At 56.7% G+C, this 24,873-nt stretch carries 21 protein-coding genes, 3 tRNA genes, 2 rRNA genes and 2 pseudogenes (1 of these 28 cut by a window edge); 22 read left to right on the forward strand and 6 right to left on the reverse strand.

Features of this window, described 5'->3' with window-relative positions:
• Positions 1 to 78: 78 nt before the first annotated feature.
• Both B1757_RS01665 and B1757_RS01670 read left to right on the forward strand, forming a co-directional pair.
• Positions 79 to 369: a hypothetical protein gene (locus tag B1757_RS01665; RefSeq protein WP_101536661.1), complete on the forward strand. Its 291-nt coding sequence runs from the start codon at positions 79 to 81 to the stop codon at positions 367 to 369.
• Between the two features lie 144 nt (positions 370 to 513).
• Positions 514 to 1,329: a DUF6671 family protein gene (locus B1757_RS01670; protein ID WP_253253651.1), complete on the forward strand. Its 816-nt coding sequence runs from the start codon at positions 514 to 516 to the stop codon at positions 1,327 to 1,329.
• Positions 1,330 to 1,353: 24 nt separating this feature from the next.
• Here the strand turns inward: B1757_RS01670 and B1757_RS01675 are convergent.
• The 3 genes and pseudogenes from B1757_RS01675 to mfd all read right to left on the reverse strand — a co-directional run.
• A pseudogene (locus tag B1757_RS01675) lies at positions 1,354 to 1,519 on the reverse strand (IS3 family transposase); the annotation flags it as partial.
• Positions 1,520 to 1,539: 20 nt separating this feature from the next.
• Positions 1,540 to 2,652: a phosphoserine phosphatase SerB gene (gene serB, locus B1757_RS01680; RefSeq protein WP_101536663.1), complete on the reverse strand. Its 1,113-nt coding sequence runs from the start codon at positions 2,650 to 2,652 to the stop codon at positions 1,540 to 1,542.
• Positions 2,649 to 5,180: pseudogene (gene mfd, locus B1757_RS01685) on the reverse strand (transcription-repair coupling factor); the annotation flags it as partial. The gene serB and the pseudogene mfd, both read right to left, overlap by 4 nt.
• On the opposite strand from mfd, the gene B1757_RS01690 reads away from it, so the two are divergent.
• Both B1757_RS01690 and B1757_RS01695 read left to right on the forward strand, forming a co-directional pair.
• Positions 5,166 to 5,318 (forward strand): hypothetical protein, encoded by a 153-nt coding sequence (locus tag B1757_RS01690; RefSeq protein WP_253253652.1) that lies wholly within the window; start codon positions 5,166 to 5,168, stop codon positions 5,316 to 5,318. The pseudogene mfd and the gene B1757_RS01690 sit on opposite strands and share 15 nt — an antisense overlap.
• Positions 5,319 to 5,329: 11 nt before the next feature.
• Positions 5,330 to 6,247 (forward strand): DUF3150 domain-containing protein, encoded by a 918-nt coding sequence (locus tag B1757_RS01695; protein WP_101536664.1) that lies wholly within the window; start codon positions 5,330 to 5,332, stop codon positions 6,245 to 6,247.
• Here the strand turns inward: B1757_RS01695 and B1757_RS01700 are convergent.
• The gene (locus B1757_RS01700; protein ID WP_253253653.1) at positions 6,244 to 7,278 is read right to left on the reverse strand and encodes a transcription-repair coupling factor family protein; all 1,035 of its coding nucleotides are present in this window, start codon (positions 7,276 to 7,278) and stop codon (positions 6,244 to 6,246) included. The two genes, B1757_RS01695 and B1757_RS01700, sit on opposite strands and share 4 nt — an antisense overlap.
• A gap of 123 nt (positions 7,279 to 7,401) precedes the next feature.
• Here B1757_RS01700 and ispD point away from each other — a divergent pair, with 123 nt between their 5' ends.
• From ispD to B1757_RS01725, 5 genes are all read left to right on the forward strand, one after another.
• Positions 7,402 to 8,115, forward strand: coding sequence for a 2-C-methyl-D-erythritol 4-phosphate cytidylyltransferase (gene ispD / locus B1757_RS01705; RefSeq protein WP_101536665.1), 714 nt, complete (start codon positions 7,402 to 7,404; stop codon positions 8,113 to 8,115).
• A gap of 2 nt (positions 8,116 to 8,117) precedes the next feature.
• Positions 8,118 to 8,591 (forward strand): 2-C-methyl-D-erythritol 2,4-cyclodiphosphate synthase, encoded by a 474-nt coding sequence (gene ispF / locus B1757_RS01710; RefSeq protein ID WP_101536666.1) that lies wholly within the window; start codon positions 8,118 to 8,120, stop codon positions 8,589 to 8,591.
• Positions 8,584 to 9,678 (forward strand): tRNA pseudouridine(13) synthase TruD, encoded by a 1,095-nt coding sequence (gene truD, locus B1757_RS01715; protein WP_101536667.1) that lies wholly within the window; start codon positions 8,584 to 8,586, stop codon positions 9,676 to 9,678. The genes ispF and truD overlap by 8 nt, the downstream gene beginning before the upstream one ends.
• Positions 9,679 to 9,746: 68 nt before the next feature.
• The gene (locus B1757_RS01720) at positions 9,747 to 10,226 is read left to right on the forward strand and encodes a heavy metal-responsive transcriptional regulator (RefSeq protein WP_101536668.1); all 480 of its coding nucleotides are present in this window, start codon (positions 9,747 to 9,749) and stop codon (positions 10,224 to 10,226) included.
• A gap of 9 nt (positions 10,227 to 10,235) precedes the next feature.
• Entirely contained in the window at positions 10,236 to 10,442 is a 207-nt protein-coding gene (locus B1757_RS01725) for a CopZ family metallochaperone (RefSeq protein WP_101536669.1), read from the forward strand.
• Here the strand turns inward: B1757_RS01725 and B1757_RS01730 are convergent.
• A complete protein-coding gene (locus B1757_RS01730; protein ID WP_172437557.1) occupies positions 10,439 to 11,026 on the reverse strand; it encodes a Smr/MutS family protein in 588 nt (195 codons plus the stop codon). The genes B1757_RS01725 and B1757_RS01730 overlap by 4 nt on opposite strands.
• A gap of 4 nt (positions 11,027 to 11,030) precedes the next feature.
• Entirely contained in the window at positions 11,031 to 11,999 is a 969-nt protein-coding gene (gene trxB / locus B1757_RS01735; protein WP_101536670.1) for a thioredoxin-disulfide reductase, read from the reverse strand.
• 132 nt (positions 12,000 to 12,131) lie between these two features.
• On the opposite strand from trxB, the gene B1757_RS01740 reads away from it, so the two are divergent.
• The 13 genes from B1757_RS01740 to B1757_RS01800 all read left to right on the forward strand — a co-directional run.
• Positions 12,132 to 13,559, forward strand: coding sequence for an APC family permease (locus B1757_RS01740; RefSeq protein ID WP_101536671.1), 1,428 nt, complete (start codon positions 12,132 to 12,134; stop codon positions 13,557 to 13,559).
• Positions 13,560 to 13,770: 211 nt separating this feature from the next.
• A complete protein-coding gene (locus tag B1757_RS01745) occupies positions 13,771 to 15,996 on the forward strand; it encodes a DNA translocase FtsK (RefSeq protein ID WP_253253658.1) in 2,226 nt (741 codons plus the stop codon).
• Positions 15,968 to 16,636 (forward strand): outer membrane lipoprotein periplasmic chaperone LolA, encoded by a 669-nt coding sequence (gene lolA, locus B1757_RS01750; protein ID WP_101536672.1) that lies wholly within the window; start codon positions 15,968 to 15,970, stop codon positions 16,634 to 16,636. The genes B1757_RS01745 and lolA overlap by 29 nt, the downstream gene beginning before the upstream one ends.
• An 18-nt stretch (positions 16,637 to 16,654) precedes the next feature.
• Positions 16,655 to 17,710: an OmpP1/FadL family transporter gene (locus B1757_RS01755; protein WP_101536673.1), complete on the forward strand. Its 1,056-nt coding sequence runs from the start codon at positions 16,655 to 16,657 to the stop codon at positions 17,708 to 17,710.
• Positions 17,711 to 17,733: 23 nt separating this feature from the next.
• The gene (locus B1757_RS01760) at positions 17,734 to 19,062 is read left to right on the forward strand and encodes a replication-associated recombination protein A (RefSeq protein WP_101536674.1); all 1,329 of its coding nucleotides are present in this window, start codon (positions 17,734 to 17,736) and stop codon (positions 19,060 to 19,062) included.
• Entirely contained in the window at positions 19,055 to 20,320 is a 1,266-nt protein-coding gene (gene serS, locus B1757_RS01765; protein WP_101536675.1) for a serine--tRNA ligase, read from the forward strand. The genes B1757_RS01760 and serS overlap by 8 nt, the downstream gene beginning before the upstream one ends.
• On the forward strand, positions 20,321 to 20,560 hold the full coding sequence (locus B1757_RS01770; RefSeq protein WP_101536676.1) for a Rho-binding antiterminator: 240 nt from the start codon (positions 20,321 to 20,323) through the stop codon (positions 20,558 to 20,560).
• On the forward strand, positions 20,550 to 21,593 hold the full coding sequence (locus tag B1757_RS01775) for a L,D-transpeptidase family protein (protein ID WP_101536677.1): 1,044 nt from the start codon (positions 20,550 to 20,552) through the stop codon (positions 21,591 to 21,593). The genes B1757_RS01770 and B1757_RS01775 overlap by 11 nt, the downstream gene beginning before the upstream one ends.
• Positions 21,594 to 21,747: 154 nt before the next feature.
• Positions 21,748 to 21,824: transfer RNA gene (locus B1757_RS01780), tRNA-Met, on the forward strand.
• Positions 21,825 to 21,954: 130 nt separating this feature from the next.
• Positions 21,955 to 23,490: ribosomal RNA gene (locus tag B1757_RS01785) — 16S ribosomal RNA — on the forward strand.
• Positions 23,491 to 23,536: 46 nt separating this feature from the next.
• Positions 23,537 to 23,613: transfer RNA gene (locus B1757_RS01790), tRNA-Ile, on the forward strand.
• A 3-nt stretch (positions 23,614 to 23,616) separates the two neighbouring features.
• Positions 23,617 to 23,692, forward strand: a tRNA-Ala gene (locus tag B1757_RS01795).
• Positions 23,693 to 23,950: 258 nt separating this feature from the next.
• Positions 23,951 to 24,873, forward strand: a 23S ribosomal RNA gene (locus tag B1757_RS01800); it runs 1,966 nt beyond the window's last position.
• Together the 16S and 23S rRNA genes with 3 tRNA genes alongside form the textbook arrangement of a ribosomal RNA operon.

Below are 24,873 nucleotides of genomic sequence, written 5' to 3' on the forward strand. Positions count from 1 at the left end.
CGGGCTTGGGGGCTTCCCCTAGCCCAAGCTAGCCCTCAGTGGGAGTCAACTGTATTTTGGATATGAAGAGGACACAGCATGAATCAAATTACAGAAAAGGCAATCTCCGGTTTCCGGAAGAAAAGTTCGAAAATCGTGGTTTTCGAACTTGCACAGGCCCTTGATGCCAGAGTTTCAGGGAAGGAGATGCTCGACAATGGCTTTAAAGGTGCCTACGCTCGTGCGGCCGGATGTTATGTCTGCGTGCGTTATCACCACACCCAAGAACCCTCTTATCTTAGTATTGATGAGGCGCGCCGTTACCTCGAATGGATCCACGCCGGTCATATCGGACCACATTGGTATCTAAGAGATGGCATATCTGAGTAACAATGCCACAGATTGATAGATTGTTGGTGCGGCAAAGTCCGCACCGTTCTGGCTGTCTCATTCTGATGAGGACCAACCGATATAACAAGGTTGGAACACAGAAAAATCATGATTTCAGAAAATAGCATATACAGGAACTCACATGTGGCCCTGCTTACAAAACACAGAAAAGAGAAAATTATCGCTCCTCTATTAGCGAGCACTATCGGTTGCCAAGTTAAGCTGATGACCAACTTTGATACCGACCAGCTGGGCACCTTTACCCGCGAAATTCCCCGCCCCGACACACAAATTGAGGCGGCCAGAAAAAAAGCGCGCCTGGGTATGAGGCTAGCCGGTCTGTCCTTAGGACTCGGTAGTGAAGGTAGTTTCGGACCAGATCCATTTACCGGGATGTTTTCCATGAATATAGAGATGCTAGCCTGGATCGACGATACGCTGGGTATCGAAGTGTTCGGCATTGCCTCTGGCAAGACCAACTTTTCCCATCTGCTCACTGCAAGCTGGGAGCAGACAGAAACCTTCGCCCGAACAATAGACTTCCCTGCACATGGTCTGGTAGTACGCCCTCAACATGAAGATGACCCCCGAATCCGCAAGGACATTAACGACTGGAAAACACTTCGTGCGGTCTTCAGCTGGGCCTGCGACGAGGCCGACAATGGCTTTGCCTTCCTAGAAACAGACGTGCGAGCTCATATGAACCCCATGCGCATGGAGATCATAGCCCTGGCTACAAAAGATCTCGCACGCAAACTTCGGACTTTATGTCCGGTCTGCAATTCGCCCGGCTTTCAGGTTGTGGAGTACATTCCAGGTCTGCCATGTGCAGATTGCGGTGCCCCGACCCGGGAAATCAAGGCGGACATCTACCGTTGCGCCAAATGCAGTCATCAAGTGATCGCGGAGCATCCAGAAAAGATCGCCCCAGCAGGCCGCTGCGACTGGTGTAACCCATAAACCGAGGCTGACCGGTTTTTCCAACAGTCCATTGATGGTTTCCGCCAGAGCATTATCGTAACTGTCTGCGGTGCTGCCGACAGAAGCGGCCATACCGGCATCCGCTAGAGCTCTGTATAGCGTATGCTGTGTATTGTGAGCCACGGTCAGAGTGGTGGATGATCGCCTTGGGCGGTTGGCGGGCATGCAAGGAGTCTGGAGGCACCTCACTTAATACCAGCCGAGAAAATCGGCAGCGGTATCCAGCCCGCCATAACGAATCTGAAAGTCCGCCTGGGCCCGGACCACGGCCTTGGCGTGATAGGCAATGCCGACGCCTGCCTTGCGCAGCATCGGCAGATCATTGGCTCCGTCCCCTATGGCAATACAGTGACTGGCGTCAGTGCCGGCACTGATGGCCAACAACTCCAGGATGTCGGCCTTGGCATCGGCATCAACGATGTCGCCCAGCACCTGACCGGTGATTTTGCCGTCGACGATTTCCAGGGTATTGGCAAAGGCATAGTCCAGATCCAGCATTTCCTGCAAGTGCCGGGTAAACTGGGTGAAACCACCGGAAACCACGCCGGTTTCGAGTCCTTGCGCCTTGGCGGTCTGGATCAGCTCCCGGGCCCCGGGGCTGAGCTGCAGACGTTCGCGGATGATGGCATCGATGGTACTTGCCGGTGTCCCCTGTAACAGGCACACCCGTTCCCGCAGGGAGGTCTGAAAATCCAGCTCCCCCGCCATGGAGCGTTCGGTAATGGCCGCTACCTGCCGTTTGAAACCCAGGTGGTCGGCCAATTCATCAATACATTCAATGCTGATCAGTGTAGAATCCATGTCGGTCAGCAACAGCCGGAAATGGCCGGGTTCCCAGACCGGGGTTATAGCCAGATCGACATGAATGCCTTCCAGAGCATCCGTCAGCGCACGATTGAAGGCCGGGACAGGGCCCTGGGGACCATGCATGGCGATGGCCAGGCTGTCGGCATGGGCATGAAGAATCCGGCCGGGCATACAGTTTTGCAGGTGCAGAGTGGTCAATGCACGGCGCAGGGCTTCGGCGTGCAGCGGACCCCGCAGTACCAGTCGCGAGGCATGGCTCTCGCTGGGCATGGAGGACCAGAAAACCTCGCGATCCTGATGCAGGGCCTGGCGGGACAGCTCATCCAGAAAAGGCATGATTTCACTGACGGCCACCGGCAGATGCCAGCTTTGCAGCCAGGAGCCCCAGATTTGCTGATGACTTTCGGTACGTTGGACGAATTGTCCCATGCTGGCAGGTAAGGTCATGGGACCGCGTTCAACAGGACTCAACAGGGCAAGGCGGGTGCTACTCATGCGGGTGTCCTCAAGGCTTCGACAAGGGGAATGATGGCCTGGCAGCGTGCTTCGCCGTCGGGAAAGTCCTGACGAAGGCGCAGGCGCTGGGCACCATCCAGTTGATAAATACTGTGCGGACGCTGCACCAGTTGAATGATTTTTTCCGGAGACACCTGGTTTTCCGGGGCAAATTGCAGGCGCGCTCCGGATGGTCCGACGTCGATCTGTTCAATACCCATCTGGCTGGCGAGGAGGCGGAGCTGGGTCTGGCACAGCAGGGTTCTGGCCGGGGCAGGCAGCGGACCGAAGCGATCCACCATTTCCACCATGATTTCACCAATAGCTGCATCACTGCGCACATCGCTGAGACGTTTGTAGAATTGCAGGCGTAAATGTACGTCAGGCAAGTAATCTTCAGGGATCAGAGCTGCTATGTTCAGATGAATTTCCGGCCCGCTGGCGCGTTGCTCGGCCAGGCTGCGCGGGTCCTTGCCAGCGCGGATGGCGGCCACGGCATCATTGAGCCATTCCATGAACAGGGTGAAACCGACTTCATCCATGTGTCCGCTTTGCTCTTCACCCAGCAGTTCACCGGCGCCCCGGATTTCCAGATCATGACTGGCCAGGGCAAAACCTACCCCCAGGTCTTCCAAAGACTGGATGGCATCCAGACGGCGGCGGGCATCCTCACTCATGGCGCGCGGGTCGGGGGTGAAGAGGTAGGCGTAGGCGCGTTGATGGGAACGTCCCACCCTTCCACGAAGCTGGTGTAGCTGGGCCAGACCAAATTTATCGGCTCGATTGATGAGAATGGTGTTGGCGTGGGGATTGTCGATGCCCGATTCGATAATGGTGGTACTGAGCAGGATATCAAAACGCTGATGATAAAAATCGAGCATGACGGCTTCGAGCTCGCCCTCCGGCATTTGTCCGTGGGCGACGCGCAACCGGGCCTCAGGAAGCAGTCGGCGGAGATTGCTGGCCATGCGCTCAATATCCCGCACTTCATTGTGCAGGAAGTAAATCTGACCACCCCGATGCAGTTCGCGCTGACAGGCCTCGACCACCACCGCATCTTCCCAGACCTGCACAAAAGTGCGCACCGGTTGGCGACGTTGCGGCGGGGTGGCAATGATGGATAAATCCCGCAACCCGGCCAGGGAAAGATTCAGGGTGCGGGGAATAGGAGTGGCGGTGAGGGTCAGAATATCCACTTCTGCGCGCAGCGCCTTGATCTGTTCTTTTTGACGGACCCCGAAGCGGTGTTCCTCGTCCAGAATCAACAGTCCGAGATCCTTGAAATGCACATCTTTCTGGAGCAGGCGATGGGTGCCGATCAGTATCTGGACTTCCCCCGCCTGGGTGGCCGCCAGAATCTCCTTGTGGGTCTTGCCCTTCTGGAAGCGGGAAAGTACCTCTACCCGCAGCGGCATGCCCGCAAAGCGATTCTGAAAATTTTCATAATGCTGTTGCGCCAGCAGGGTGGTAGGCACCAGAACGACTACCTGTGCCCCGCCATGGGCCGCCAGAAAAGCCGCGCGTAGCGCCACCTCGGTTTTGCCGAAGCCCACATCGCCACAGACCAGACGATCCATGGGATGGGGGCTAGTCATGTCGGCCATCACGGCATCAATGGCCTGTTGCTGATCGGGGGTTTCTTCAAAGGGAAAACGGGAAACAAAATCCCAATAGGCTTCATCCGGTGGCGCAAAGGCGCGTCCCTGGCGGGCCGCCCGCCGGGCATAAATGTCCAGCAGTTCGCTGGCGGCATCAATGGCCTTTTCCCGCGCCTTGGTTTTGGCTTTGTCCCACTGCGGACTACCCAGCCGCGACAGTACCGGTTCCGCAGCCCCGTTGCCCACATAGCGGGCAATGCGATCCAGATGATCGGCGGGTACATACACCAGATCTCCCTGGGCATATTCCAGCACCACATATTCATTGACATCGCCCTGGGCCGCAAAAGGCGTGCGCATCCCCTGAAAAAGCCCGATCCCGTACTCCTCGTGGGTCACCGCATCGCCGGGCTGCAGTTCGCCCAGATCACGGATCAATCCTTCCACGTTGCGTTGCCGGACCTGAGCGCTGCGTCTTTGCGCAAATACCCGATCCCCGAAAATTTGCGCTTCCGAGACGAGCGCACGCTGGACCAGCCCCTTGTCCTTGATCAGCAGGCCGCGCTCCAGAGGGGCTACGGTGATGGCAATTTTTTCTGCGGAAGCCAGAAACTCCGGCCAGTTGTTCAGACGGGTTGCCGCCAGTCCGGCCTTGCTGAGCCGTTCAGAAAGGGCTTCCTGACGGCCCGGAGATTCGGCAGCAATCAGGGCGCGTCCCTGGGGCGGGAGTTCCCGTAAAAAGGTTTCCAGCGCTGCCAGTGGCGTTTCCGGGCTGCCCTGCAGGGCAGGTAAAGGGGCCGTCGGCAAGGCTTCGCCGGTCCCGTTTTGTTCCCCGTGGACCAGGGCGCGACTTTGCAGAGCGCTTTCCCACTCGTCTGGGGTCAAAATCAGTGCTTCAGGAGGAAGAATGGGGTAATGGAAGTCGTGGGAACAAGTGGAGACATCTGGGAGGCCGGTTTTTTCCCTGCCGTATCCTACGATGATGTTTCAAAAGCATGGGAAAGCGCCCTGGCGCTCGCCCGCGAAATCATCAACCCCGCCACTGGCAATTTTGGCACCCGTCATTGAGGAGGTGAATTATGAACGCGATTGTTTTTATGCACGAATTCAAGTCCATCTCCGGATCCCGCGCCTTGCCGCGTGATCTGATCGAATCTCGTGACGGTCGGGATCTGGACAAGGTGCTGGCCAGCTCCGGAACCATCCAGATTTTGCCGAAAGATGCGGTCAAGGCCTTTGGGACCGCTCGCAAGGCCATCGAAACGACCTTGCTGGCCAAGGGCACCCGCTTCTTCGGCGGATTCCTGGTTTCCCAGGAAAACGCCACTGAAGTCCAGCAATCTCTGGAGAAAATCCGGGATTTGGTAGTCGCTGCCAAGAATCGTCTGGCAGAGGATCTGGAAAAGATCATTGATGACCGTGTTAAGGAAGCACCTGAATGGGAAGACGTAATCCGTCAAAGTGCGCCAAGCCGGGAGGATATTGAGTCCAGTATCCACTTTGGATGGGTGAAAACTCCAGTCAACCTGGCCGATCCTGAGATTGTGCAGGAGCTGAAAGGCAACCCTCTCCACATCAAGATCGCTAAGGAAATCGCCCAGATTGCGACTACCTGGTTGGGGCGTCCTCAAGGCACAGGTAAACGTGGTATCCCCGGCCTGGCTCCGCTGCAGCAGATACAGACAAAAGCACGCGCTTTGTCTTTCCTGGATGGCCGGTTCGCCAACCTGGATGAAGCTCTGAAGGCGGTGATTGAATCTGCCAAGACCAGGAAGGATAGCGCCACAGGGATCACCCTGACGGGGGTGCTCAAGGTCTTGACGGACCCCAAAGCGGTACTGACGTTCGAGGAGACCGATGTGGTCGAATCTCTGGACACAGCAGTATCAGCAGAGGAAGCAGAATGCCTGGATGATGACGACTTTGGGGATGCTGTTCCAGCACCCTCTGTTCCGGCTCAACCGAAAACCAGTCGCGTTTTAGACTGGGCATTCTAATCCACCCTCACCCCATAGCTTCGGCTCTGGGGTTTTTCTTCGTCTGATGTTCCACACTTTCTGTCCGGCTTCTGATTTATGGAAAGAATTTGCCAATCGCGCTCTTCGTGGCGCTCTTGCCAGTCATGACGGATTTGCTGGCTGGCGTTTGCCAGACCGGGAGGCATGAAAATAATTCCGTCCGCAGGGAAATGGGTGAGTAACTGGCTGGTTTCATTGAAAAACAGGGGTAGATAATGTTCCGCCCCCTGAGGAACCTGTCCGCGACTGGCGGCTCGATATACTTCCGAGCGCTGGGGATCACCACTGAACCGGGCGCGAAACTGGCTGCGGAACTCATGGAGGGCGTCCGTATCCACGGGGATTTCCCGCGCCGGGAGCAGAGACACCTTGCTGACTTTTTCCAGGGTTCGCTGGGTTTCCGGATCAAAAGCCCGGATGCTTTCCACCTCGGTATCAAACAGCTCAATCCGGTAGGGTAAGGGGCTACCACTGGGAAACAGATCAATGATGCCACCACGCCAGGCCAGTTCACCAGGCTCCGACACTTCGCTGACATTGCGGTAGCCAGCATCAATCAGGCGTTGCCGGAAACGTTCGGGAGGCAGCGCGTCGCCAACGGCCAGGACAAAGGCGTGTTGATCGAGAAAGCTTCTGGGTGGCAGGCGTTGCAGGGCAGCGGCCATGGGTGCCAGACAGAGACCGCGCCAGTTGGGTAATGCAGCCAATGTGGCCAGACGGGTTGCTGTCGCATCTGCGGGGGGTGCCAGGCGATCATAGGGTAGAGTTTCCCGGTCCGGGAAAATCAGGGGAGTATCCAGATCGGGCGCAAAAAAAGCCCATTCGCGCTGCCATTCTTCCAGATCGCGGGGATTGGGCAACAGTACCAGCAGAGGTTTCTGCCATTGACGGAGCATTTCGGCGGCCAGCCAGCAGTCGGCGGCTCCGAAAAGATGCTGGAAGATGCGGGTACTACCGGCGCGAGGGACAGGGCCCAAAGGAAGAGAATGGTCCAAAATTTCCGGGGTCATATCAGCAAATACAGGGAGCCTAGTGTAAGGTGCCCGTGCGCAAACTGCAAAAGCACAAACCCTTGCGCCTCCTGGACAGACTGCGGATACTGCGCCTGAATCCCATATATTTGAGGGCAAGTGATGAACCGGATCTGGGTGGTTATTCCTGCCGGAGGGAAGGGGCAGCGTTTTGGCGGGTCTCAAGCCAAACAATATGTGCAGCTCCGGGGCCAGCCAGTATTGGCTCATACCCTGAATATTTTTCTGCAGGAACCCCGCATAGCCGGGGTCCAGCTGGTCCTGCCCGAGGAAGACCTGCGCAGCGGCTTCTGGCGGGAGTTATTGGGCGAGCAGATGGTTTTGCCGCTGGCACCCGTTAGCGGTGGCAAACAGCGTGCTGATTCCGTGCGTTTGGGTCTGGAGGCCTTGCAAGCAGCCGGTGCTGCGGATACGGATTGGGTGCTGGTCCACGATGCGGCTCGGCCCTGCCTGCGCAGTGCAGATCTGCACAGCTTGTTGGACAGTCTGCCAGACTCTCCTCAGGGCGCTTTGCTGGGCATACCGGTTGCCGATACCCTCAAACGCGAAAACAACGCGGTGTCTTTGGGCACCGTTGACCGGGAGGGCTTGTGGCGGGCCTTGACCCCCCAGGCTTTCCCTCTGTCCGCCCTGTTGGCCGCCCTGCGGGTAGCGCAAGCAGCGGATTCGCCCATTACCGACGAAGCTTCGGCCATGGAGCTGCAGGGTTGGCGCCCACGCCTGATTCAGGGGCACGGGGATAATATCAAGATCACTCTGGGGGATGATCTGGCTCTGGCTGCCGCTATTCTGGCCGCCCGTGATGAGGAGAACTAAGCATGCGTATTGGTCACGGTTTTGATGTACATGCCCTCGTACCTGAGCGTCTGCTGATTCTGGGCGGGGTTCAGATCCCTTATACCCTGGGTCTGGCGGGGCATTCCGATGCAGATGTGTTACTGCACGCCGTTTGTGATGCCTTGCTCGGTGCTGCCGCACTGGGTGATATCGGTCGCCATTTTCCCGATACGGATGCCCGCTTCGCCGGAGCGGATTCCCGGGTGTTGCTCCGCCATTGTCATGGACTGATTCAAGAAAAAAACTTTGCGGTGGGCAATGTGGACGCCACCATCGTCTGCCAGCGCCCCAAACTGGCGCCTTACATTCCGCAGATGCGTGCGCACATTGCCCAGGATCTGCAGGTTCCTGAAGACAAGATCAACGTCAAGGCGACCACAACCGAGCAGTTGGGCTATACCGGCCGGGGTGAGGGGATTGCCACCCACGCCGTCGTGTTGATTCAGCATGTCTGAAGCGGTCCTCCGCATTTATGCGCAAGGGAAAGGACAGCTCGATGCGGAACTCAAATCCACGGAAGCGGATTTTCAGGTCACGGAAATCCTGCCTTTTGCTGTTTCGGGAACGGGAGCCCATCACTGGCTATGGATCGAAAAACGCGGGCTGAATACCCAGGAAGTGGCGCAACGCCTGGCACGCCTCGCCGGAGTGCCGGTGCGAGACGTGGGTTATGCAGGAATGAAAGATCGCCACGCGATTACCCGCCAGTATTTTTCCGTGCCGATACAGCCTGGAAGCAATCCCGATTGGCAGAGCCTGGATAACGAATATCTTCAGATTCTGGACATCACCCGTCATGAGCGCAAGCTGCGCAGAGGCGTATTGAAGGGCAATTCCTTTCGTCTGGTTTTACGGCACTGTCAGGGCGAAACCCGGCACTGGGAGGAGAATCTGGAGATTCTCAAGCACCGGGGTTTTCCCAATTATTTCGGTGCGCAACGCTTTGGGCGCCATAATTTGCAGGAAGCCAGCCGGCTGTTGTCGGGGAGCGCACGCAAAATGGATCGGCACCGGCGCGGACTGTTGCTTTCAGCGGCCCGCTCGGCGCTTTTCAATCGAGTACTGGCGGAAAGAGTGCGGCAAAATAACTGGGATACCCTCTTGCCCGGAGAAATCGTCCAGTTGGATGGGTCGCATAGTATTTTTGTCGCCAGTGCCGATGCTCAGGAACTTGAGCAATTGCAGCAGCGTGCCCGCGACTGGGATCTGCATCCCACCGGTCCCTTACCCGGCCGTGGCGGGTTGCAGCCCCAAGACATGGCTGGTCTGCTCGAAAAACAGGTGCTGGAAGCCCTGCCCGAGACCACGGAAATAGAGGGAAATCTTCGCCTCTGGCCCCAACAGTTGGCCGCCCAGGAGGTGGACGCCGCCCGCCGTGCCCTGCGTGCCCGCCCTGATGCACTGGAATACTACTGGGAGGATGCGCAGACTCTGGTATTGGCATTTTCTCTCCCTGCCGGGGTGTATGCCACCGGTTGCGTCGAGGCTTTACTGGGCCGCGAGCAGGAGCGAATGCGCAGACTTGACCTTTGTGTTGACTAGATGCTTTAGAATGAGGACACTATCCACTCGGAGCGTAAAACGTGAGTCAATATAAGGAGGGAGTCAAGATGGATACACCTGTGACCATTGGGCGTCTGGCCCGTGAGGCTGGATTGGCAGCAGAAACCCTGCGCTACTATGAGCGTATCGGGCTGATTCAACCGGTGCAACGTACCCAATCCAACTATCGGCTTTATGATAGCCACGCCGAGTCGCGCCTGCGCTTTATCCGCCGCGCCCAGAATCTGGGTTTTTCCCTCTCGGAAGTGAAGGAACTGCTGGATATCAGTAGCAGTGCTGAAAACGATATGGGTGACGTCAAAGCGCTGACCGAGCAGAAAATTGCTGAAATTGACTTCAAGATTGCTGATCTGCAGAGAATGCGCAATGCCCTGGCAGTTCAGGCCGAGCGCTGTCCCGGTCATGGGTCAGTGGAAGACTGCCCTATTCTGGCTTCCCTGGCGGATGCCGAAGGTGACATGGCCGTGCGGCGGCGTTGGGATGTGAGCCGCGATCCTTCTGCACAGCGCAGCGTTGCCCAACGCTAAGGAGCATCCATGACGCATGCAGAATTATCCATACAGGGAATGACCTGCCAACACTGTGTGGCGGCGGTGGAGAAGGCACTGCGGAAAATTCCCGAAGTGCAGTCGGTGATCGTGCAGCTGGATACCCAAAGCGCCACGGTAGAGGGTACATCCCTGAATCCCGAAACGTTGATTCAGGCCATCGAAGAGGAAGGTTATACGGCTCAGGCCCGTTAATTCTGCTGGCGCTGGCGCCGCCAGCCCAGCAGCACCCGCAAGGCACCACTACCCCCTTCGCCGGGGCGGGCTTGGGCAAAAGCCAACACCTCCTGGTGGCGCATCAACCAGGCACCCACCAGTCTTTTTAGCACCGGGATGCGGCCAGGAGAACCCAGCCCCTTGCCGTGCACAATACACACACAGTTCCAGCGCCATTGTCGGGCATCGTGCAAAAACGCCGCCAACTCCAGGCGGGCCTCCTCGACGTTGCAGCCATGTAAATCCAGCCGCGACTGAATGCGGATTCGGCCTCTGCGCAGGTCACGGAGCAGGGCCGGAGACTGACCTGACTGCAAATACAGCCATTCATCCCCGGCTTCCAGTATTTCGTCACTACTCAATGGGCGACTGAGGGCCGCGCGGACTTCTAATGCCTCTTTTTGCCTTTGTGCAGCCACCGGTGCCGGAGGCGCGGGGCGAGCCGGAACCGGTGGCGGAGAAAAGCGTTTCACGTCCGCCATAGCGGCTTCGAAGTAGGCTTTTTCTTCAGGAAGGACGGCGGGCTTTACCGGGAGTTGCTGTGTAGGTCGCCGCCGTCTCATGTTTTCAGTCCTCTTGTTGCTCCAGCCAGCGCTCCGCATCAAGAGCCGCCATGCAGCCACTTCCAGCACTGGTGACGGCCTGCCGATATACATAATCCTGGACGTCGCCCGCAGCAAAAACGCCTTCGACGCTGGTGGCTGTGGCCATGCCATCCCGTCCACCCCGGGTGATCAAATAGCCTCCGGCATCCATTTCCAGTTGTCCCTTGAAAATGTCCGTGTTGGGTTTGTGACCGATGGCAATAAATACGCCCATCAGCGCTAAATCCTGAGTGTCCCCATTTTCCACATGCTTGATGCGCAGGCCGGTCACTCCCGAGGCATCACCCAGCACTTCGTCCACGGCATGATCCCAGATAATGGTCACGTTCTCCTTGGCCATGAGTTTGTCCTGGAGGATTTTCTCGGCACGGAACTTGTTGCGGCGATGCACCACGGTGACGTGTTTGGCGATATTGCTCAGGTAGAGCGCCTCTTCCACCGCCGTGTTCCCGCCGCCGACCACAGCAACATCCTGGTTGCGATAGAAGAAGCCGTCACAGGTGGCGCAGGCGGAGATCCCTTTGCCGCGAAATTTGTCCTCACTGGGTAAACCCAGGTATTTGGCAGAGGCTCCTGTCGCCAGAATCAGGGCGTCGCAGGTGTAAGTATGTTGGTCACCACAAAGCCGAAACGGACGCTGGCTCAGATCAGCCTGATGGATATGGTCAAAGACGATTTCCGTATCAAAGCGCTTGGCCTGCTTTTCCAGCTCCTGCATCAATTCTGGACCCATGATGCCATCGGCTGCACCCGGCCAGTTGTCCACATCAGTAGTAGTCATTAACTGCCCGCCCGGTTCCATACCCTGGACCAGTACGGGTTGAAGGTTGGCGCGCGCCGCGTAAATGGCTGCCGTATAGCCTCCGGGCCCGGAGCCCAGAATCAATAAACGGCCATGTTTTTCATCGATGACACTTTTGGAGTCGCTCATGGGGTTCCTCAATCAGTCAGGTTATGTACTCAGTCTAACATCAACCGGGAAGCGCTGTAATGATGGTGAAGTTGACAGTAAACTTTGCCACGAACAATAATGCAACATTGTTGCATTTAAGGAATATGAGTGATGACCCAGGCGGATGCTGCTCCCGAAACTCTGAAAGGTGATGTCGTCAGTCTCTGGGGATTGATCAGTCAAAGTATTTCCGGTACGGCACCGACTTGCGATGTGGTAGCTTTCATGACTGCCGGGGCTGCTTTTGCGCTGGTGGCTTTGCCCCTTTCCTATCTCTGGGCATTTGCGCTCATGTTCATCGAAATGAACACCATCTATCACCTGAGCAAGCACCGGGCTTCGGCGGGTGGTTATTATGCCTATGTGGCGGCAGGTCTGGGGGCTCGCCCGGCCTTGCTGACCGGGTTTATGGTGGTGTTTTATCAGTTGCTGAGTGTGGCGGCCATCCCGGTATATGTCGGTGGTGTATTTCTGCCGGGACTGGCCAAAAGCATGGGTTATCCCTTACCCGCCTGGTTCTGGTTGGTGAGTATCCTGTTTTTTATTGGCGTACCCTGGATATTGAGTATTTCAGGCATTCGTCCCAGCATCCGCGTGGTGGCGGTAACCAGTTTTGTGGAGGTAGCCTTTCTGGTGGTCGCCTCCCTGATCATCATTGCTAAATCAGCGCCGCTGCATCCCTGGGCGCCTTTTTCTATTCCGACAGATGGCTTCAAGGGCGTGGCCATGGGGATGATATTTGCCATCACCAGTTTTATTGGCATCGGCAGCCACACACCGCTCGGCGAAGAAGTGCGCGGCCCCCGCACCCAACGGGGTCGGCTGATTGGTAAGGCCGCATTGCTTTCTCTGACCCTGGTCGGTGCGGCGCTGGTGCTTTCCGCCTATGCCTTGACGGTCGGCTGGGGACCTGCTGATATGGCCAGTTTCGCCCAAGCCGATGCGCCCGGCGTGACGGTCTTTCTGCGTTATCTCGGCCCCGTGGGGGGGGTCGCCCTGGTCATCCTCGCCATCAATAGTGCCATGGCTGACAGCCTTGCCTTGCTGAACAGTTCCTCCCGGGTACTGTATGCCATTGGTCGGGACGCCCTGATTTCCGAACGCTTTGCGCAGGTGAGTCATACCCAGGCCCCGCAACGCAGTATTTCGGTGATCACTGGACTGACTATCCTGGTCGCGGTGCTGGCGGTAGTAATATTTGGAGCCAGCAATGGTTTTAATGTGTTGACTACGGCAGTTTTGTTCGGCCTGGTCACTGCCCATACCTTGATGAATGTGTCCCTGATGCGTCTGGCCCGGGCCGATCATGAAGGAACCAGCACCCGCCTGCTTTATCATTATCTCCTGCCGGTCATTGCCACTGCCTTGTTCTGGTGGGTGTTATATGAGTCCATTGTGCCGCTGACTTATCCGCTGGACTGGTCATTGGCTGCCTGGCTGGGCTTCGCCTTGCTGGTGCTGCTGTACGTGCTACGGGTACATGGTCGTATTCATCCCGATCATCGCCATCACCTGGGCACTGTTCGTCATCCTCAATAAGTTGCCTGAATGCTTTATCATGAAGCGCTAACAGCCCCATTTGTAAGTGTTTCTTGTGGTCTGGAAGCTTGACACCCGGGCACGCCTCGTTTATCTTGCCAGCATGAGTTCTGCCACCCGTAATGCGCCGCGCACGGTTCGCCCATCCCCGGCCGGACCAGCAAAAACCTCGCCCCGAAAACCCTGGCGCCGCGAGACGTTATTGTTGCTTATGCTCGCCATAGCGACCTTCATGGCCATGGCTCTGCTGAGCTTCCATCCCGCTGATCCCAGTTGGTTTAACAGTGGCAAAGGGCTGGCTGTACAAAATTGGGGAGGAGAAGCCGGGTCTTATCTGGCGGATTTTCTGGTGCAGTTCATGGGCATGGCCGCTTGGTTGCTGCCGGTGGCGCTCTATGCATGGGTAGTGCAGATCTGGAATCACTGGTTTCGACAGCGGCAGGGGCGGCGCTTGGCCCCCGTCGGCGGTCTGGCCATATTGCTGGGTATGATGGCGTTTCTGGCCCTGGTCTGGCCAGCGGCCTGGTGGCCGGTAACCGGCAGCTTTGCCGGTGGCATCATTGGTCAGGAAATCTCCAGTCTCCTGCAGCCGTTGGTGGGCTCAGGCGGAAGTGCCCTGCTGTTTCTGGCGGTTTTCGTGCTCGGTGTCTTTCTGCTGACAGGACTGAGTCCCCGGGAGATGTGGACGAAACTGGGGGGCTTCTCCCAGCGTTGGCGTGAGCGGAAAATCATCATGTTCCCACGTATTCATATCCCCCGATTCCGACGCAGGGAGCAATCTCAGCCGGAGAGTGCTGTGGTCACATCCAGTCCTTCTCCGGTCATTGAGGAAAGCAAGGATCCCGCAGCTACCCCGAGTTTTTTTGCGGCCAAAAAACCACGTTCTGTCGCTGCCGCCCCGGCGCCCAAAAATATCCGGCAGATGCCGCTGCCCGCACCGGTGGGCCCGCCCCGGGCCGATGGTCTTCCAGACTTGGCCCTGCTCGACCCTGCTGATCCCCTGGATCCCACCGGACAACTGGACCCTGAAACCCTGGCCCAGCAGTCGCGCATGTTGGAAGAAAAAATGGCGGATTTCGGGGTGCAGGCCACCGTGGTGGCCGCTCATCCCGGGCCCGTCATTACTCGCTTCGAGATCGAGCCGGCGCCCGGGGTCAAGGTGAGTCAGGTGGCCGGGCTCAGTAAGGATTTATCCCGTGTGCTGGCGGCTCGGGTGCGGGTGGTGGAGGCGATTCCCGGCAAGGCTACTATGGGCATCGAAGTACCCAATCCCCGGCGGCGAACGGTCCGGCTTTCAGAAATTCTGTCCAGCTCCGGCTTCAGTCACAGTAAAAGTCTGTTGACCCTGGCCCTGGGACAGGACATTGCCGGACAACCGGTATCGGCGGATCTGGCGAAAATGCCCCATCTCCTCGTCGCAGGAACCACGGGTGCCGGTAAATCCGTGGGTGTCAATGCCATGATATTGAGCATTCTCTTCAAGGCTACGGCTGCCGAGGTGCGCCTGATCATGGTGGACCCCAAAATGCTGGAGTTATCCATTTATGAGGGCATTCCGCATCTGCTGGCACCGGTAGTCACCGATATGAAAGAAGCGGCCAACGCCCTGCGCTGGTGTGTGGCGGAGATGGAAAGACGCTATAAACTGATGGCGTTTGTGGGTGTTCGCAATCTGGCGGGTTATAACCAGAAGGTCCAGGAAGCCATTGCCGCCGGGCATCCGCTGCCGGGTCCTGACAAGGATCTGGACGGGGAGCCCATTACCCTCAATACATTGCCAGCCATTGTCGTGATCATCGATGAGTTTGCGGATTTGATGATGGTAGTCGGCAAGCAGGTGGAAACCCTCATCACCCGCCTGGCCCAGAAAGCCCGGGCCGCCGGACTGCATTTGATCATGGCGACCCAGCGTCCTTCCGTGGATGTCATCACCGGCCTGATCAAGGCCAATGTTCCCACCCGCATTGCCTTTCAGGTGTCTTCGCGCATTGATTCACGTACCATCCTCGACCAGATGGGCGCTGAAACCCTGCTCGGCCAGGGCGATATGCTCTATCTGCCACCGGGTTCCGGTTATCCGCAACGGGTGCATGGCGCCTTTGTCAGTGACGACGAAGTACATCGTGTCGTAGAGTCTTTACGGCAGTTGGGCGCACCCCAGTATGATGAGCGTATTTTGCAGGGCGGTGAAAATACCGATGGAGAGGATCTGGATGGATCTGGTGGTGAAGATGCGGATCCGCTTTATGATCAGGCGGTGGCTATTGTCACCAGCAGTCGTAAGGCCAGCATTTCCTACGTGCAGAGGCAACTGAAGGTGGGCTATAATCGCGCCGCGCGCATGATTGAAGAAATGGAAAGAGTGGGTGTTGTCGGCCCTTTGCAAAGTAACGGGAGCAGGGAAATTTATGCAGCAGCGCCACCGGGTCGTGAATAAATCAAAACGCCTTGGTTTTTTCGGGCGGTTACTGGGCCTTGTTATTTTGTTCGGATGGGCTTCTGTGGCAAATGCCGCTTCGGGTATAGAGATGTTGCACCATTTTTTTCAGAGCACCCATACCATTACCGCCCGCTTCAGTCAGGAAGTGGCCAACCATGATGGCCAGATTGTCAAAAAGGCCAGTGGCAATTTATGGATTTCCCGCCCCGGTCAGTTTCGCTGGGACTACAGCGGTGCCAATGGGCAGACCATCGTTTCCAACGGGAGCAAAGTCTGGCTATATGAGCCCGCTCTGCAACAGGTCACCGTGCAACCCCTGGGGAAGGCTCTGGGTTCCACCCCGGCGGCCTTGATTGCCGGTAATGATGACCTGAGCCAGCGTTTTGATATCAGTGATCTGGGCAGTAAAAATCAGTTGCACTGGTTATTGCTGCGTCCCAAAAACGGTCAGGATCAGGGTTTCACCTCCCTGCGGCTCGGCTTCAATCGGGCCGGTATTCTGCAGGAAATGCGGATGGAAGATGCTTTCCAGCAGGAAACGGTTCTCCATTTTACCCATATAGAAATCAATCATGCCATTCCGGCCAAGGAGTTTCAGTTTAGCGCTCCTGCCGGAGTCGATGTTCTTTCGCAATAAATTTTTCTGGAGTGCTGCATGCGTAATGTCAAAACCGGTTTGACCCTTCTGGCCCTGGGCCTTTTCGTCAGTGTGCAGGCCCAGGCATCGGGGTTTGCGGTGCCCACATCGGTCGTAGGGCTTTCCGAAGCGGGGGCTACCGTAGCTGATGCCAGTCCCGTCAGCAGTTTTGCCATTAATCCGGCAGATATGGTGTTTTTTCCCGGAACCCGCGCCGGTCTGGATGTGGTGGCCGCAGAACCCAGCTATAAAAGAGATGGGGTGGGTGCCAGCAATAATCTGCTGATCATGCCCAATTTGTTCGTGACTCATCGCTTTGATAATTTGCCGCTGGCAGTGGGGCTGGGCATTACCTCTCCCTATGGAATCAATGCCACCTGGCCAGCAGGAAGCTTGAGTGCGGGGCAGACTCAGCCCTACAAAAATGATCTGCGCCTCATCGACATCAATCCGGGCGTGGCATACCTGATTCTGCCCAATCTGAGTATTGGTGCCGGACTGGATTATTACCAGAGCCTCAGCGCAACTTTTGGACCGCATTCCGGCAACGGCGGCGGCGTCGGCGGTAATGTCGGCCTGTTCTACACTACCGAAACCTTCAATGCAGGCCTGAGTTACCGCTCAACCGCCAAGGTGGGTAATGATATTCGCCTGCCCAGCCAGGTTCAGGCCGGTATCCGCTACCGTTTCACCCCCGCATTTGCGACCGAGCTGGATGTGGACTGGAATGACTGGAGCAATACCCGTTTACCGGGTTATGGCAATCTCGACTGGAAATCAGCCCTCGCCTATCGTCTGGGATTGAGCTATCACTTCAGTCAACTCCTGGCTTTGCGTGGCGGCCTCGCCCATGAAGACAGTCCTACGAGTGGCGCCAGTATCCAGGCTGCTGCCCCTGCACCCAGCAGCAATCTGGTATCCTTTGGTCTGGGTATCGGGCTTGGGCACTGGCAGTATGACATCGGAGCTTCCTATGCCCTTTCCGGTAATGCCAATTCCTATTCCCCGACCTTTCCCGGAACCTATAAAGCCAGTACCTTCAACTTCGGTGCGGCGATTTCCCGGCATTTTTGACCCCGCTTCTCTGCGGAGATCTCTTGCAGAATCCAGCGCGTGATCTCCGCCCTCTGGCGGCGCGTCTGCGTCCTCAGCGTCTGGAGGATTACGTCGGCCAGGCGCACCTGCTCGGCGAACAGGGGCCTTTGCGTGCCATGCTCCGCTCCGGTCACCTCCATTCCATGATTTTATGGGGCCCACCAGGCACCGGAAAAACCACCCTTGCCCAGTTGCTGGCGCAGTCTGCGGGTTGTCATTTTCAAGTACTTTCAGCAGTCAATAGTGGCGTCAAGGAAATCCGCGCCGCCATTAGCAGTGCCGAAGCGGGTCGGGTTGAGGGACAGGAAACCGCCCTCTTTATTGATGAAATCCATCGTTTCAACAAAACCCAGCAGGACGCCCTGCTGCCCTACGTGGAAGAAGGCGTCATTACCCTGATCGGCGCCACGACAGAAAACCCCAGCTTTGCCCTGGTCAATGCCCTGCTTTCCCGGGCGCGGGTGTATGTGCTCAAGACCCTGGAGGAAGCCGATCTGGCCATCATTCTTGCGCGGGCCTTGCAGGATTCCACCCGGGGGTTGGGCGCACGTTCTATTGATTTTCCAGCTGAATTGCGTCAAGGCCTGTTGCGTGCGGCGGATGGAGATGCCCGCCGCCTCCTCAATCTGCTGGATCTGGCGGTGCAGTTGGCAGGGCAGCAGGAAGACACGGTGCGGATTACCCCCGAGGCCCTGATGGCCGCGACCGGGCAAAGCTGGCGGCGTTTCGACAAGGGCGGCGAGGCTTTTTATGATGAAATTTCCGCATTCCACAAATCCCTGCGCGGTTCCGACCCCGATGCCGCCCTGTATTGGCTGGCAAGAATGCTCGATGGCGGTGCCGATCCCCTCTACCTGGCCCGGCGTCTGGTACGGATGGCCTCGGAAGATGTAGGCCTTGCAGATCCACGCGCATTGGAAATGGCTCTGGCGGCCAAAGATGCCTACCAGTTTCTGGGCAGTCCCGAGGGTGAGCTGGCCCTGGCGCAAGTGACGGTGTACCTGGCGAGCTGTCCCAAAAGCAATCGTGTGTATGCAGCCTGGAACCAGGCACAATCTCTGGTCAAAGCCGGAAGCAGTCAGGAAGTCCCCCTGCATTTGCGTAACGCGCCCACCAAATTGCTCAAAACGCTGGATTACGGCAAGGAATATCAATACGATCACGACTATCCCGATGCCGTTGCTCCCGGACAGGAATATTTTCCGCCGGCATTGGTGGGAACCCGTTTTTATGAACCCAGCGAACGCGGGCTGGAACTGCGCATTCAGGAGCGTCTGCGCTGGATTCGCTCCCGTCGCGCCACTGCTGAAGAGAAAAAGCCCCATGCTTGACCCCAACTTGTTGCGCAATGAACCCGAAAAGGTCGCTACCGGACTCGCCCGTCGGCATTTTATGCTGGACGTCGATGCCTTGAAGGCGCTGGATCAGCAGCGCAAAATCCTGCAAATCCAGATGGAAGAGCAACGCAATGCCCGTAATGAAGCCTCCCGGGAAATTGCCCAGGCGCGTCGGCAGGGACTGGATACCAGCGCCATGCAAGCGGCGGCCGGACAGTATGGAGAAAGCATCAAGGCGCTGGAGCAATCTCTTGAAACAGTCCTGCAGCAATGGGAGACACTGGTCAGCAGTCTGCCCAATCTCCCCCAGGACAGCGTCCCGGAAGGTCAAGATGAAACGGACAATGTCGTGTTGCGGCAGTGGGGAACTCCCCGTGAATTTTCTTTCACGGCCAAAGATCATGTGGATCTCGGCGAGGCCTTGGGGATTCTGGATTTTGCCGCTGGCGCCCGATTGGCTGGAGCACGATTTGTCGTATTACGGGGCCTGGGTGCCCGTCTGGAAAGGGCGCTGGCCCAGTTCATGCTGGATTTGCATGTGCAGACCCATGCTTATACCGAAATCGCTCCGCCATTTCTGGCCAATGCGGACTCCTTATTTGGCACCGGTCAATTACCTAAATTTGAAGACGACCTGTTTGCCCTGCGCGATGATCCTTATTATCTGATTCCGACAGCAGAGGTGCCGCTCACCAATTTGTTGCGCGGCGAAATCGTCACGACGCTTCCCCAGAAGTTCTGCGCCTACACCCCCTGTTTCCGCCGTGAAGCAGGCGCTTATGGGCGTGATACCCGGGGCATGATTCGACAACATCAGTTTGACAAGGTCGAGCTGGTGCAGGTGGTACGTCCCGAAGATTCCGCTGCCGCCCTTGAGGCGCTGACCGGACATGCCGAAAAAGTCCTGCAATTACTCGAACTTCCCTATCGGGTCATGGCGCTCTGTACCGGCGATATGGGTTTCAGTGCGGCGCGCACCTATGACCTTGAAGTCTGGTTACCAGGCCAGAACCAGTATCGTGAAATCAGTTCCTGCAGCAATTTTGAAAGTTTCCAGGCGCGCCGATTGCAACTGCGCTATCGCGGCGAGGACGGAAAGCCCCAGTTGGCGCATACCCTGAATGGCTCAGGGCTGGCCATTGGCCGCACCCTGGTGGCTTTGCTGGAAAATCACCAGCAAGCCGACGGTACTGTGCTCATTCCCGAAGCGCTAAGACCCTATATGGGTGGTATGGACGCTATCCGGGCATAAGTGTCAGATCCCTATCTGCCTGTCAGTTGTGCCTTGCACAGTGCTCTGGAACTGGCAGCCCTGCAGCGACGGCCAGTGATACTTCAGCTGCATGATGGCCGCCATCTCCAGGGACAGATTCTGGATGTCTGGACGGCAGCGGGGCGCGAGTGGCTCAAGCTGCAGGATCAGCATCAAGAACTTGTCCTCGACCTCACTTTCATTGATCAACTCCAGGAATCATCTCTTCATGAAACTTAAGCATATTCATTGGTTACTGCTGGGTGGGCTGGTGCTCAATGTGCCGACTGCAATGGCGGCAGAGTTTCCCCTGCCGCCAGCAGGCAGCAACATGGTCGGACAACTCCGGGTCGTGCTGGCTCGTCAGCAGGATACTCTGCTGGATATTGCCCGCCATTATGACGTGGGCTACAACGAAATCCGCGCAGCCAATCCGGGTGTGGATCCCTGGTTACCCGGAGCCGGCACCCGGGTGCTCGTGCCTACCGAATACATTCTTCCGCCCAAGCCCTGGCAGGGCATCATCATCAATATTCCTGCCCGCCGTCTGTATTATTTTCCGGCAGGGCAGAAGGTGGTCTATACTTTTCCGGTAGGTATTTTCCGCCCGAACTGGCCCGATCCGGTGGGTAGTACAAAAATCATTGCCAAGGTTAAAAATCCAACCTGGACAGTCCCCAAAAACATTCAGGAAGAACATGCTAAGGCTGGCGAACCCATCCCGGCATTTTTCCCGGCGGGGCCCGACAACCCCATGGGTGAACTGGCGCTGGAAACGGGATGGTCGCAAATCTTTATCCACGGCACTAACAAGCCTTGGGGTGTAGGGATGCGGGTCAGTCATGGCTGTTTCCATGTCTATCCGGAAAACGAAGTCCAGTTATTCAAAATGGTCAAGGTGGGTACGTCCGTACGCAGTATCGACCAGCCTTATATGGTGGGCAGCAGTGAAAACGGGAATTTGTACCTGCAGGCCTTTACTCCAGTAGAGGCTTATCATAAGGGAACCAATCATCAGCAGCGGGCAGTGGATGCCATCACGACCTACAGCACCGAGATGCACAAGGACTGGACCGTCAACTGGCAACGAGTCATCAATCTGGTCGAAAAACCCAATACGGTGCCGGTGGCCATCAATATCAATACCCCGGACCAGCAGATGGTGGTCCGTCAATTGAAGGTGCAACCCTATGATTTCGCCCCCTATGGGGCTGATGCCAATACGGCTACACCACCACCCGCGCCGGTGGCATTGGCAAACTCGACCAAGTAAACAGCTAAGAGAGGAGAATGAAAAAAGAGCTTGCACACCCCCAGACCCCCATGTATAGTGCGCTCTCTCGACGGGGCAACGGTCCTGAAAGAGACGGCAAAGCAGAAAGGTATTGACAGTAAAATAGATTGCCTTGTATGATTGTCGACCCTGTTGCGGGGTGGAGCAGCTTGGCAGCTCGTCGGGCTCATAACCCGAAGGTCGTAGGTTCAAATCCTACCCCCGCTACCAAGATTTCGCAGTAAGCAGTTTCGTTCTTTCACAGCCGAGTGGAGATGTGTGGGGTTTAGGCCCTAGAGGTATTGTCAGTGGGTTTAAGGACGCGCTGATGGTACTGGAAGTTGAAGAAATTGTATGGATTGAACTTAAGAGTTTGATCCTGGCTCAGATTGAACGCTGGCGGCATGCCTAACACATGCAAGTCGAACGGTAACAGGTCTTCGGATGCTGACGAGTGGCGGACGGGTGAGTAAAGCGTAGGAATCTGTCTTTGAGTGGGGGACAACCCAGGGAAACTTGGGCTAATACCGCATAAGCCCTGAGGGGGAAAGCGGGGGATCTTCGGACCTCGCGCTGGAAGAGGAGCCTACGTCTGATTAGCTAGTTGGTAGGGTAAAGGCCTACCAAGGCGACGATCGGTAGCTGGTCTGAGAGGACGACCAGCCACACTGGGACTGAGACACGGCCCAGACTCCTACGGGAGGCAGCAGTGGGGAATTTTTCGCAATGGGGGCAACCCTGACGAAGCAATGCCGCGTGAATGAAGAAGGCCTTCGGGTTGTAAAGTTCTTTCGTGGAGGACGAAAAGGTGAGTGCTAATATCACTTGCTGTTGACGTGAATCCAAGAAGAAGCACCGGCTAACTCCGTGCCAGCAGCCGCGGTAATACGGGGGGTGCAAGCGTTAATCGGAATCACTGGGCGTAAAGGGTGCGTAGGCGGTGCATTAGGTCTGTCGTGAAATCCCCGGGCTCAACCTGGGAATGGCGGTGGAAACCGGTGTACTAGAGTATGGGAGAGGGTGGTGGAATTCCAGGTGTAGCGGTGAAATGCGTAGAGATCTGGAGGAACATCAGTGGCGAAGGCGGCCACCTGGCCCAATACTGACGCTGAGGCACGAAAGCGTGGGGAGCAAACAGGATTAGATACCCTGGTAGTCCACGCCCTAAACGATGAATACTAGATGTTTGGTGCCACGCGTACTGAGTGTCGTAGCTAACGCGATAAGTATTCCGCCTGGGAAGTACGGCCGCAAGGTTAAAACTCAAAGGAATTGACGGGGGCCCGCACAAGCGGTGGAGCATGTGGTTTAATTCGATGCAACGCGAAGAACCTTACCTGGGCTTGACATGTCTGGAATCCTGCAGAGATGCGGGAGTGCCCTTCGGGGAATCAGAACACAGGTGCTGCATGGCTGTCGTCAGCTCGTGTCGTGAGATGTTGGGTTAAGTCCCGCAACGAGCGCAACCCTTGTCCTTAGTTGCCAGCGGTTCGGCCGGGCACTCTAGGGAGACTGCCGGTGACAAACCGGAGGAAGGTGGGGATGACGTCAAGTCCTCATGGCCTTTATGTCCAGGGCTACACACGTGCTACAATGGCGCGTACAGAGGGAAGCCAAGCCGCGAGGTGGAGCAGACCCCAGAAAGCGCGTCGTAGTTCGGATTGCAGTCTGCAACTCGACTGCATGAAGTCGGAATCGCTAGTAATCGCGGATCAGCATGCCGCGGTGAATACGTTCCCGGGCCTTGTACACACCGCCCGTCACACCATGGGAGTGGATTGTACCAGAAGCCGTTAGCCTAACCTTCGGGAGGGCGATGACCACGGTATGGTTCATGACTGGGGTGAAGTCGTAACAAGGTAGCCGTAGGGGAACCTGCGGCTGGATCACCTCCTTTAAAGAAACGGGTTCTAGACCCCACACACGCCACTCGGTAAAGAATCGGGCCTATAGCTCAGCTGGCTAGAGCACACGACTGATAATCGTGAGGTCAGTGGTTCGAGTCCACTTGGGCCCACCAAATGGGGCTGTAGCTCAGCTGGGAGAGCATCGGCTTTGCAAGCCGAGGGTCACCGGTTCGATCCCGGTCAGCTCCACCAAAGGGAAGAAGCCCGCAGCGCGCGGGTCGGCAGCTCGGGTGGAGGCGGTAGCGGTGTAAAAGCCGTCAAGAAGTAGGCGTAAAGCGTAGTAGTAAGGACGTAGTAAAAAGAGTCTGTAGTAGTGAGTTTCTGATCAGAAGCTGAGTACTACCGATTCAGGGTCACGAAGCGGTATTGTTCTTTGACAGTTGAGGAAGGGAAGGCCATGTATGTCATCTTGCCGATGGCATGCCTCCAAGTGGATGCTTGGGGATATATGGTCAAGTGAATAAGGGCATACGGTGGATGCCTTGGCAGAGACAGGCGATGAAGGACGTGGATACCTGCGAAAAGCCTCGGGGAGCTGGTAAACAAGCTTTGATCCGGGGATATCCGAATGGGGCAACCCAGCCAGAGTGATCTGGTTATTGCACACTGAATACATAGGTGTGTAAAGCGAACGCGGTGAACTGAAACATCTCAGTAGCTGCAGGAAAAGAAATCAACCGAGATTCCCGTAGTAGCGGCGAGCGAACCGGGAGCAGCCTTCATGATTTAGCGAAAGACTTAGGAGAACGACCTGGGAAGGTTGGCCGTAGTGGGTGATAGCCCCGTATCCGAAAAGACTTTCGTGGAACTAGGCATGAGCAAAGTAGGGCGGGACACGTGGAATCCTGTTTGAAGATGGGGGGACCATCCTCCAAGGCTAAATACTCGTCTCTGACCGATAGTGAACCAGTACCGTGAGGGAAAGGCGAAAAGAACCGCGGAGAGCGGAGTGAAATAGATCCTGAAACCGTATGCCTACAAGCAGTGGGAGCCCGTTTTACGGGTGACTGCGTACCTTTTGTATCATGGGTCAGCGACTTACTTTCTGTGGCGAGCTTAACCGAAGAGGGGAGGCGTAGGGAAACCGAGTCTGAATAGGGCGACAGTCGCAGGGAGTAGACCCGAAACCGGACGATCTATCCATGGTCAGGATGAAGGTGGGGTAAAACCCACTGGAGGTCCGAACCCACGCCCGTTGAAAAGGTCGGGGATGAACTGTGGATAGGAGTGAAAGGCTAAACAAGTCCGGAGATAGCTGGTTCTCCCCGAAAGCTATTGAGGTAGCGCGTCGCGTATTACTGCCGGGGGTAGAGCACTGTTACGGCTAGGGGGCTGTCACGGCTTACCAACCCGTTGCAAACTCCGAATACCGG

Source organism: Acidithiobacillus marinus, assembly GCF_002847505.1.
Classification (GTDB): domain Bacteria; phylum Pseudomonadota; class Gammaproteobacteria; order Acidithiobacillales; family Acidithiobacillaceae; genus Acidithiobacillus; species Acidithiobacillus marinus.

Excerpts from the sequence above, each read along its gene's own strand:
- B1757_RS01730 (WP_172437557.1), bottom strand. The coding sequence starts at position 11,026 with ATGAGACGGCGGCGACCTACACAGCAACTCCCGGTAAAGCCCGCCGTC.
- B1757_RS01740 (WP_101536671.1), top strand. The coding sequence starts at position 12,132 with ATGACCCAGGCGGATGCTGCTCCCGAAACTCTGAAAGGTGATGTCGTC.
- serS (WP_101536675.1), top strand. The coding sequence starts at position 19,055 with ATGCTTGACCCCAACTTGTTGCGCAATGAACCCGAAAAGGTCGCTACC.
- B1757_RS01745 (WP_253253658.1), top strand. The coding sequence starts at position 13,771 with ATGCTCGCCATAGCGACCTTCATGGCCATGGCTCTGCTGAGCTTCCAT.
- serB (WP_101536663.1), bottom strand. The coding sequence starts at position 2,652 with ATGAGTAGCACCCGCCTTGCCCTGTTGAGTCCTGTTGAACGCGGTCCC.
- B1757_RS01700 (WP_253253653.1), bottom strand. The coding sequence starts at position 7,278 with ATGACCCCGGAAATTTTGGACCATTCTCTTCCTTTGGGCCCTGTCCCT.
- truD (WP_101536667.1), top strand. The coding sequence starts at position 8,584 with ATGTCTGAAGCGGTCCTCCGCATTTATGCGCAAGGGAAAGGACAGCTC.
- B1757_RS01725 (WP_101536669.1), top strand. The coding sequence starts at position 10,236 with ATGACGCATGCAGAATTATCCATACAGGGAATGACCTGCCAACACTGT.
- B1757_RS01665 (WP_101536661.1), top strand. The coding sequence starts at position 79 with ATGAATCAAATTACAGAAAAGGCAATCTCCGGTTTCCGGAAGAAAAGT.
- B1757_RS01690 (WP_253253652.1), top strand. The coding sequence starts at position 5,166 with ATGGAAGTCGTGGGAACAAGTGGAGACATCTGGGAGGCCGGTTTTTTC.
- trxB (WP_101536670.1), bottom strand. The coding sequence starts at position 11,999 with ATGAGCGACTCCAAAAGTGTCATCGATGAAAAACATGGCCGTTTATTG.
- B1757_RS01720 (WP_101536668.1), top strand. The coding sequence starts at position 9,747 with ATGGATACACCTGTGACCATTGGGCGTCTGGCCCGTGAGGCTGGATTG.
- lolA (WP_101536672.1), top strand. The coding sequence starts at position 15,968 with ATGCAGCAGCGCCACCGGGTCGTGAATAAATCAAAACGCCTTGGTTTT.
- B1757_RS01775 (WP_101536677.1), top strand. The coding sequence starts at position 20,550 with ATGAAACTTAAGCATATTCATTGGTTACTGCTGGGTGGGCTGGTGCTC.
- B1757_RS01755 (WP_101536673.1), top strand. The coding sequence starts at position 16,655 with ATGCGTAATGTCAAAACCGGTTTGACCCTTCTGGCCCTGGGCCTTTTC.
- ispD (WP_101536665.1), top strand. The coding sequence starts at position 7,402 with ATGAACCGGATCTGGGTGGTTATTCCTGCCGGAGGGAAGGGGCAGCGT.
- ispF (WP_101536666.1), top strand. The coding sequence starts at position 8,118 with ATGCGTATTGGTCACGGTTTTGATGTACATGCCCTCGTACCTGAGCGT.
- B1757_RS01695 (WP_101536664.1), top strand. The coding sequence starts at position 5,330 with ATGAACGCGATTGTTTTTATGCACGAATTCAAGTCCATCTCCGGATCC.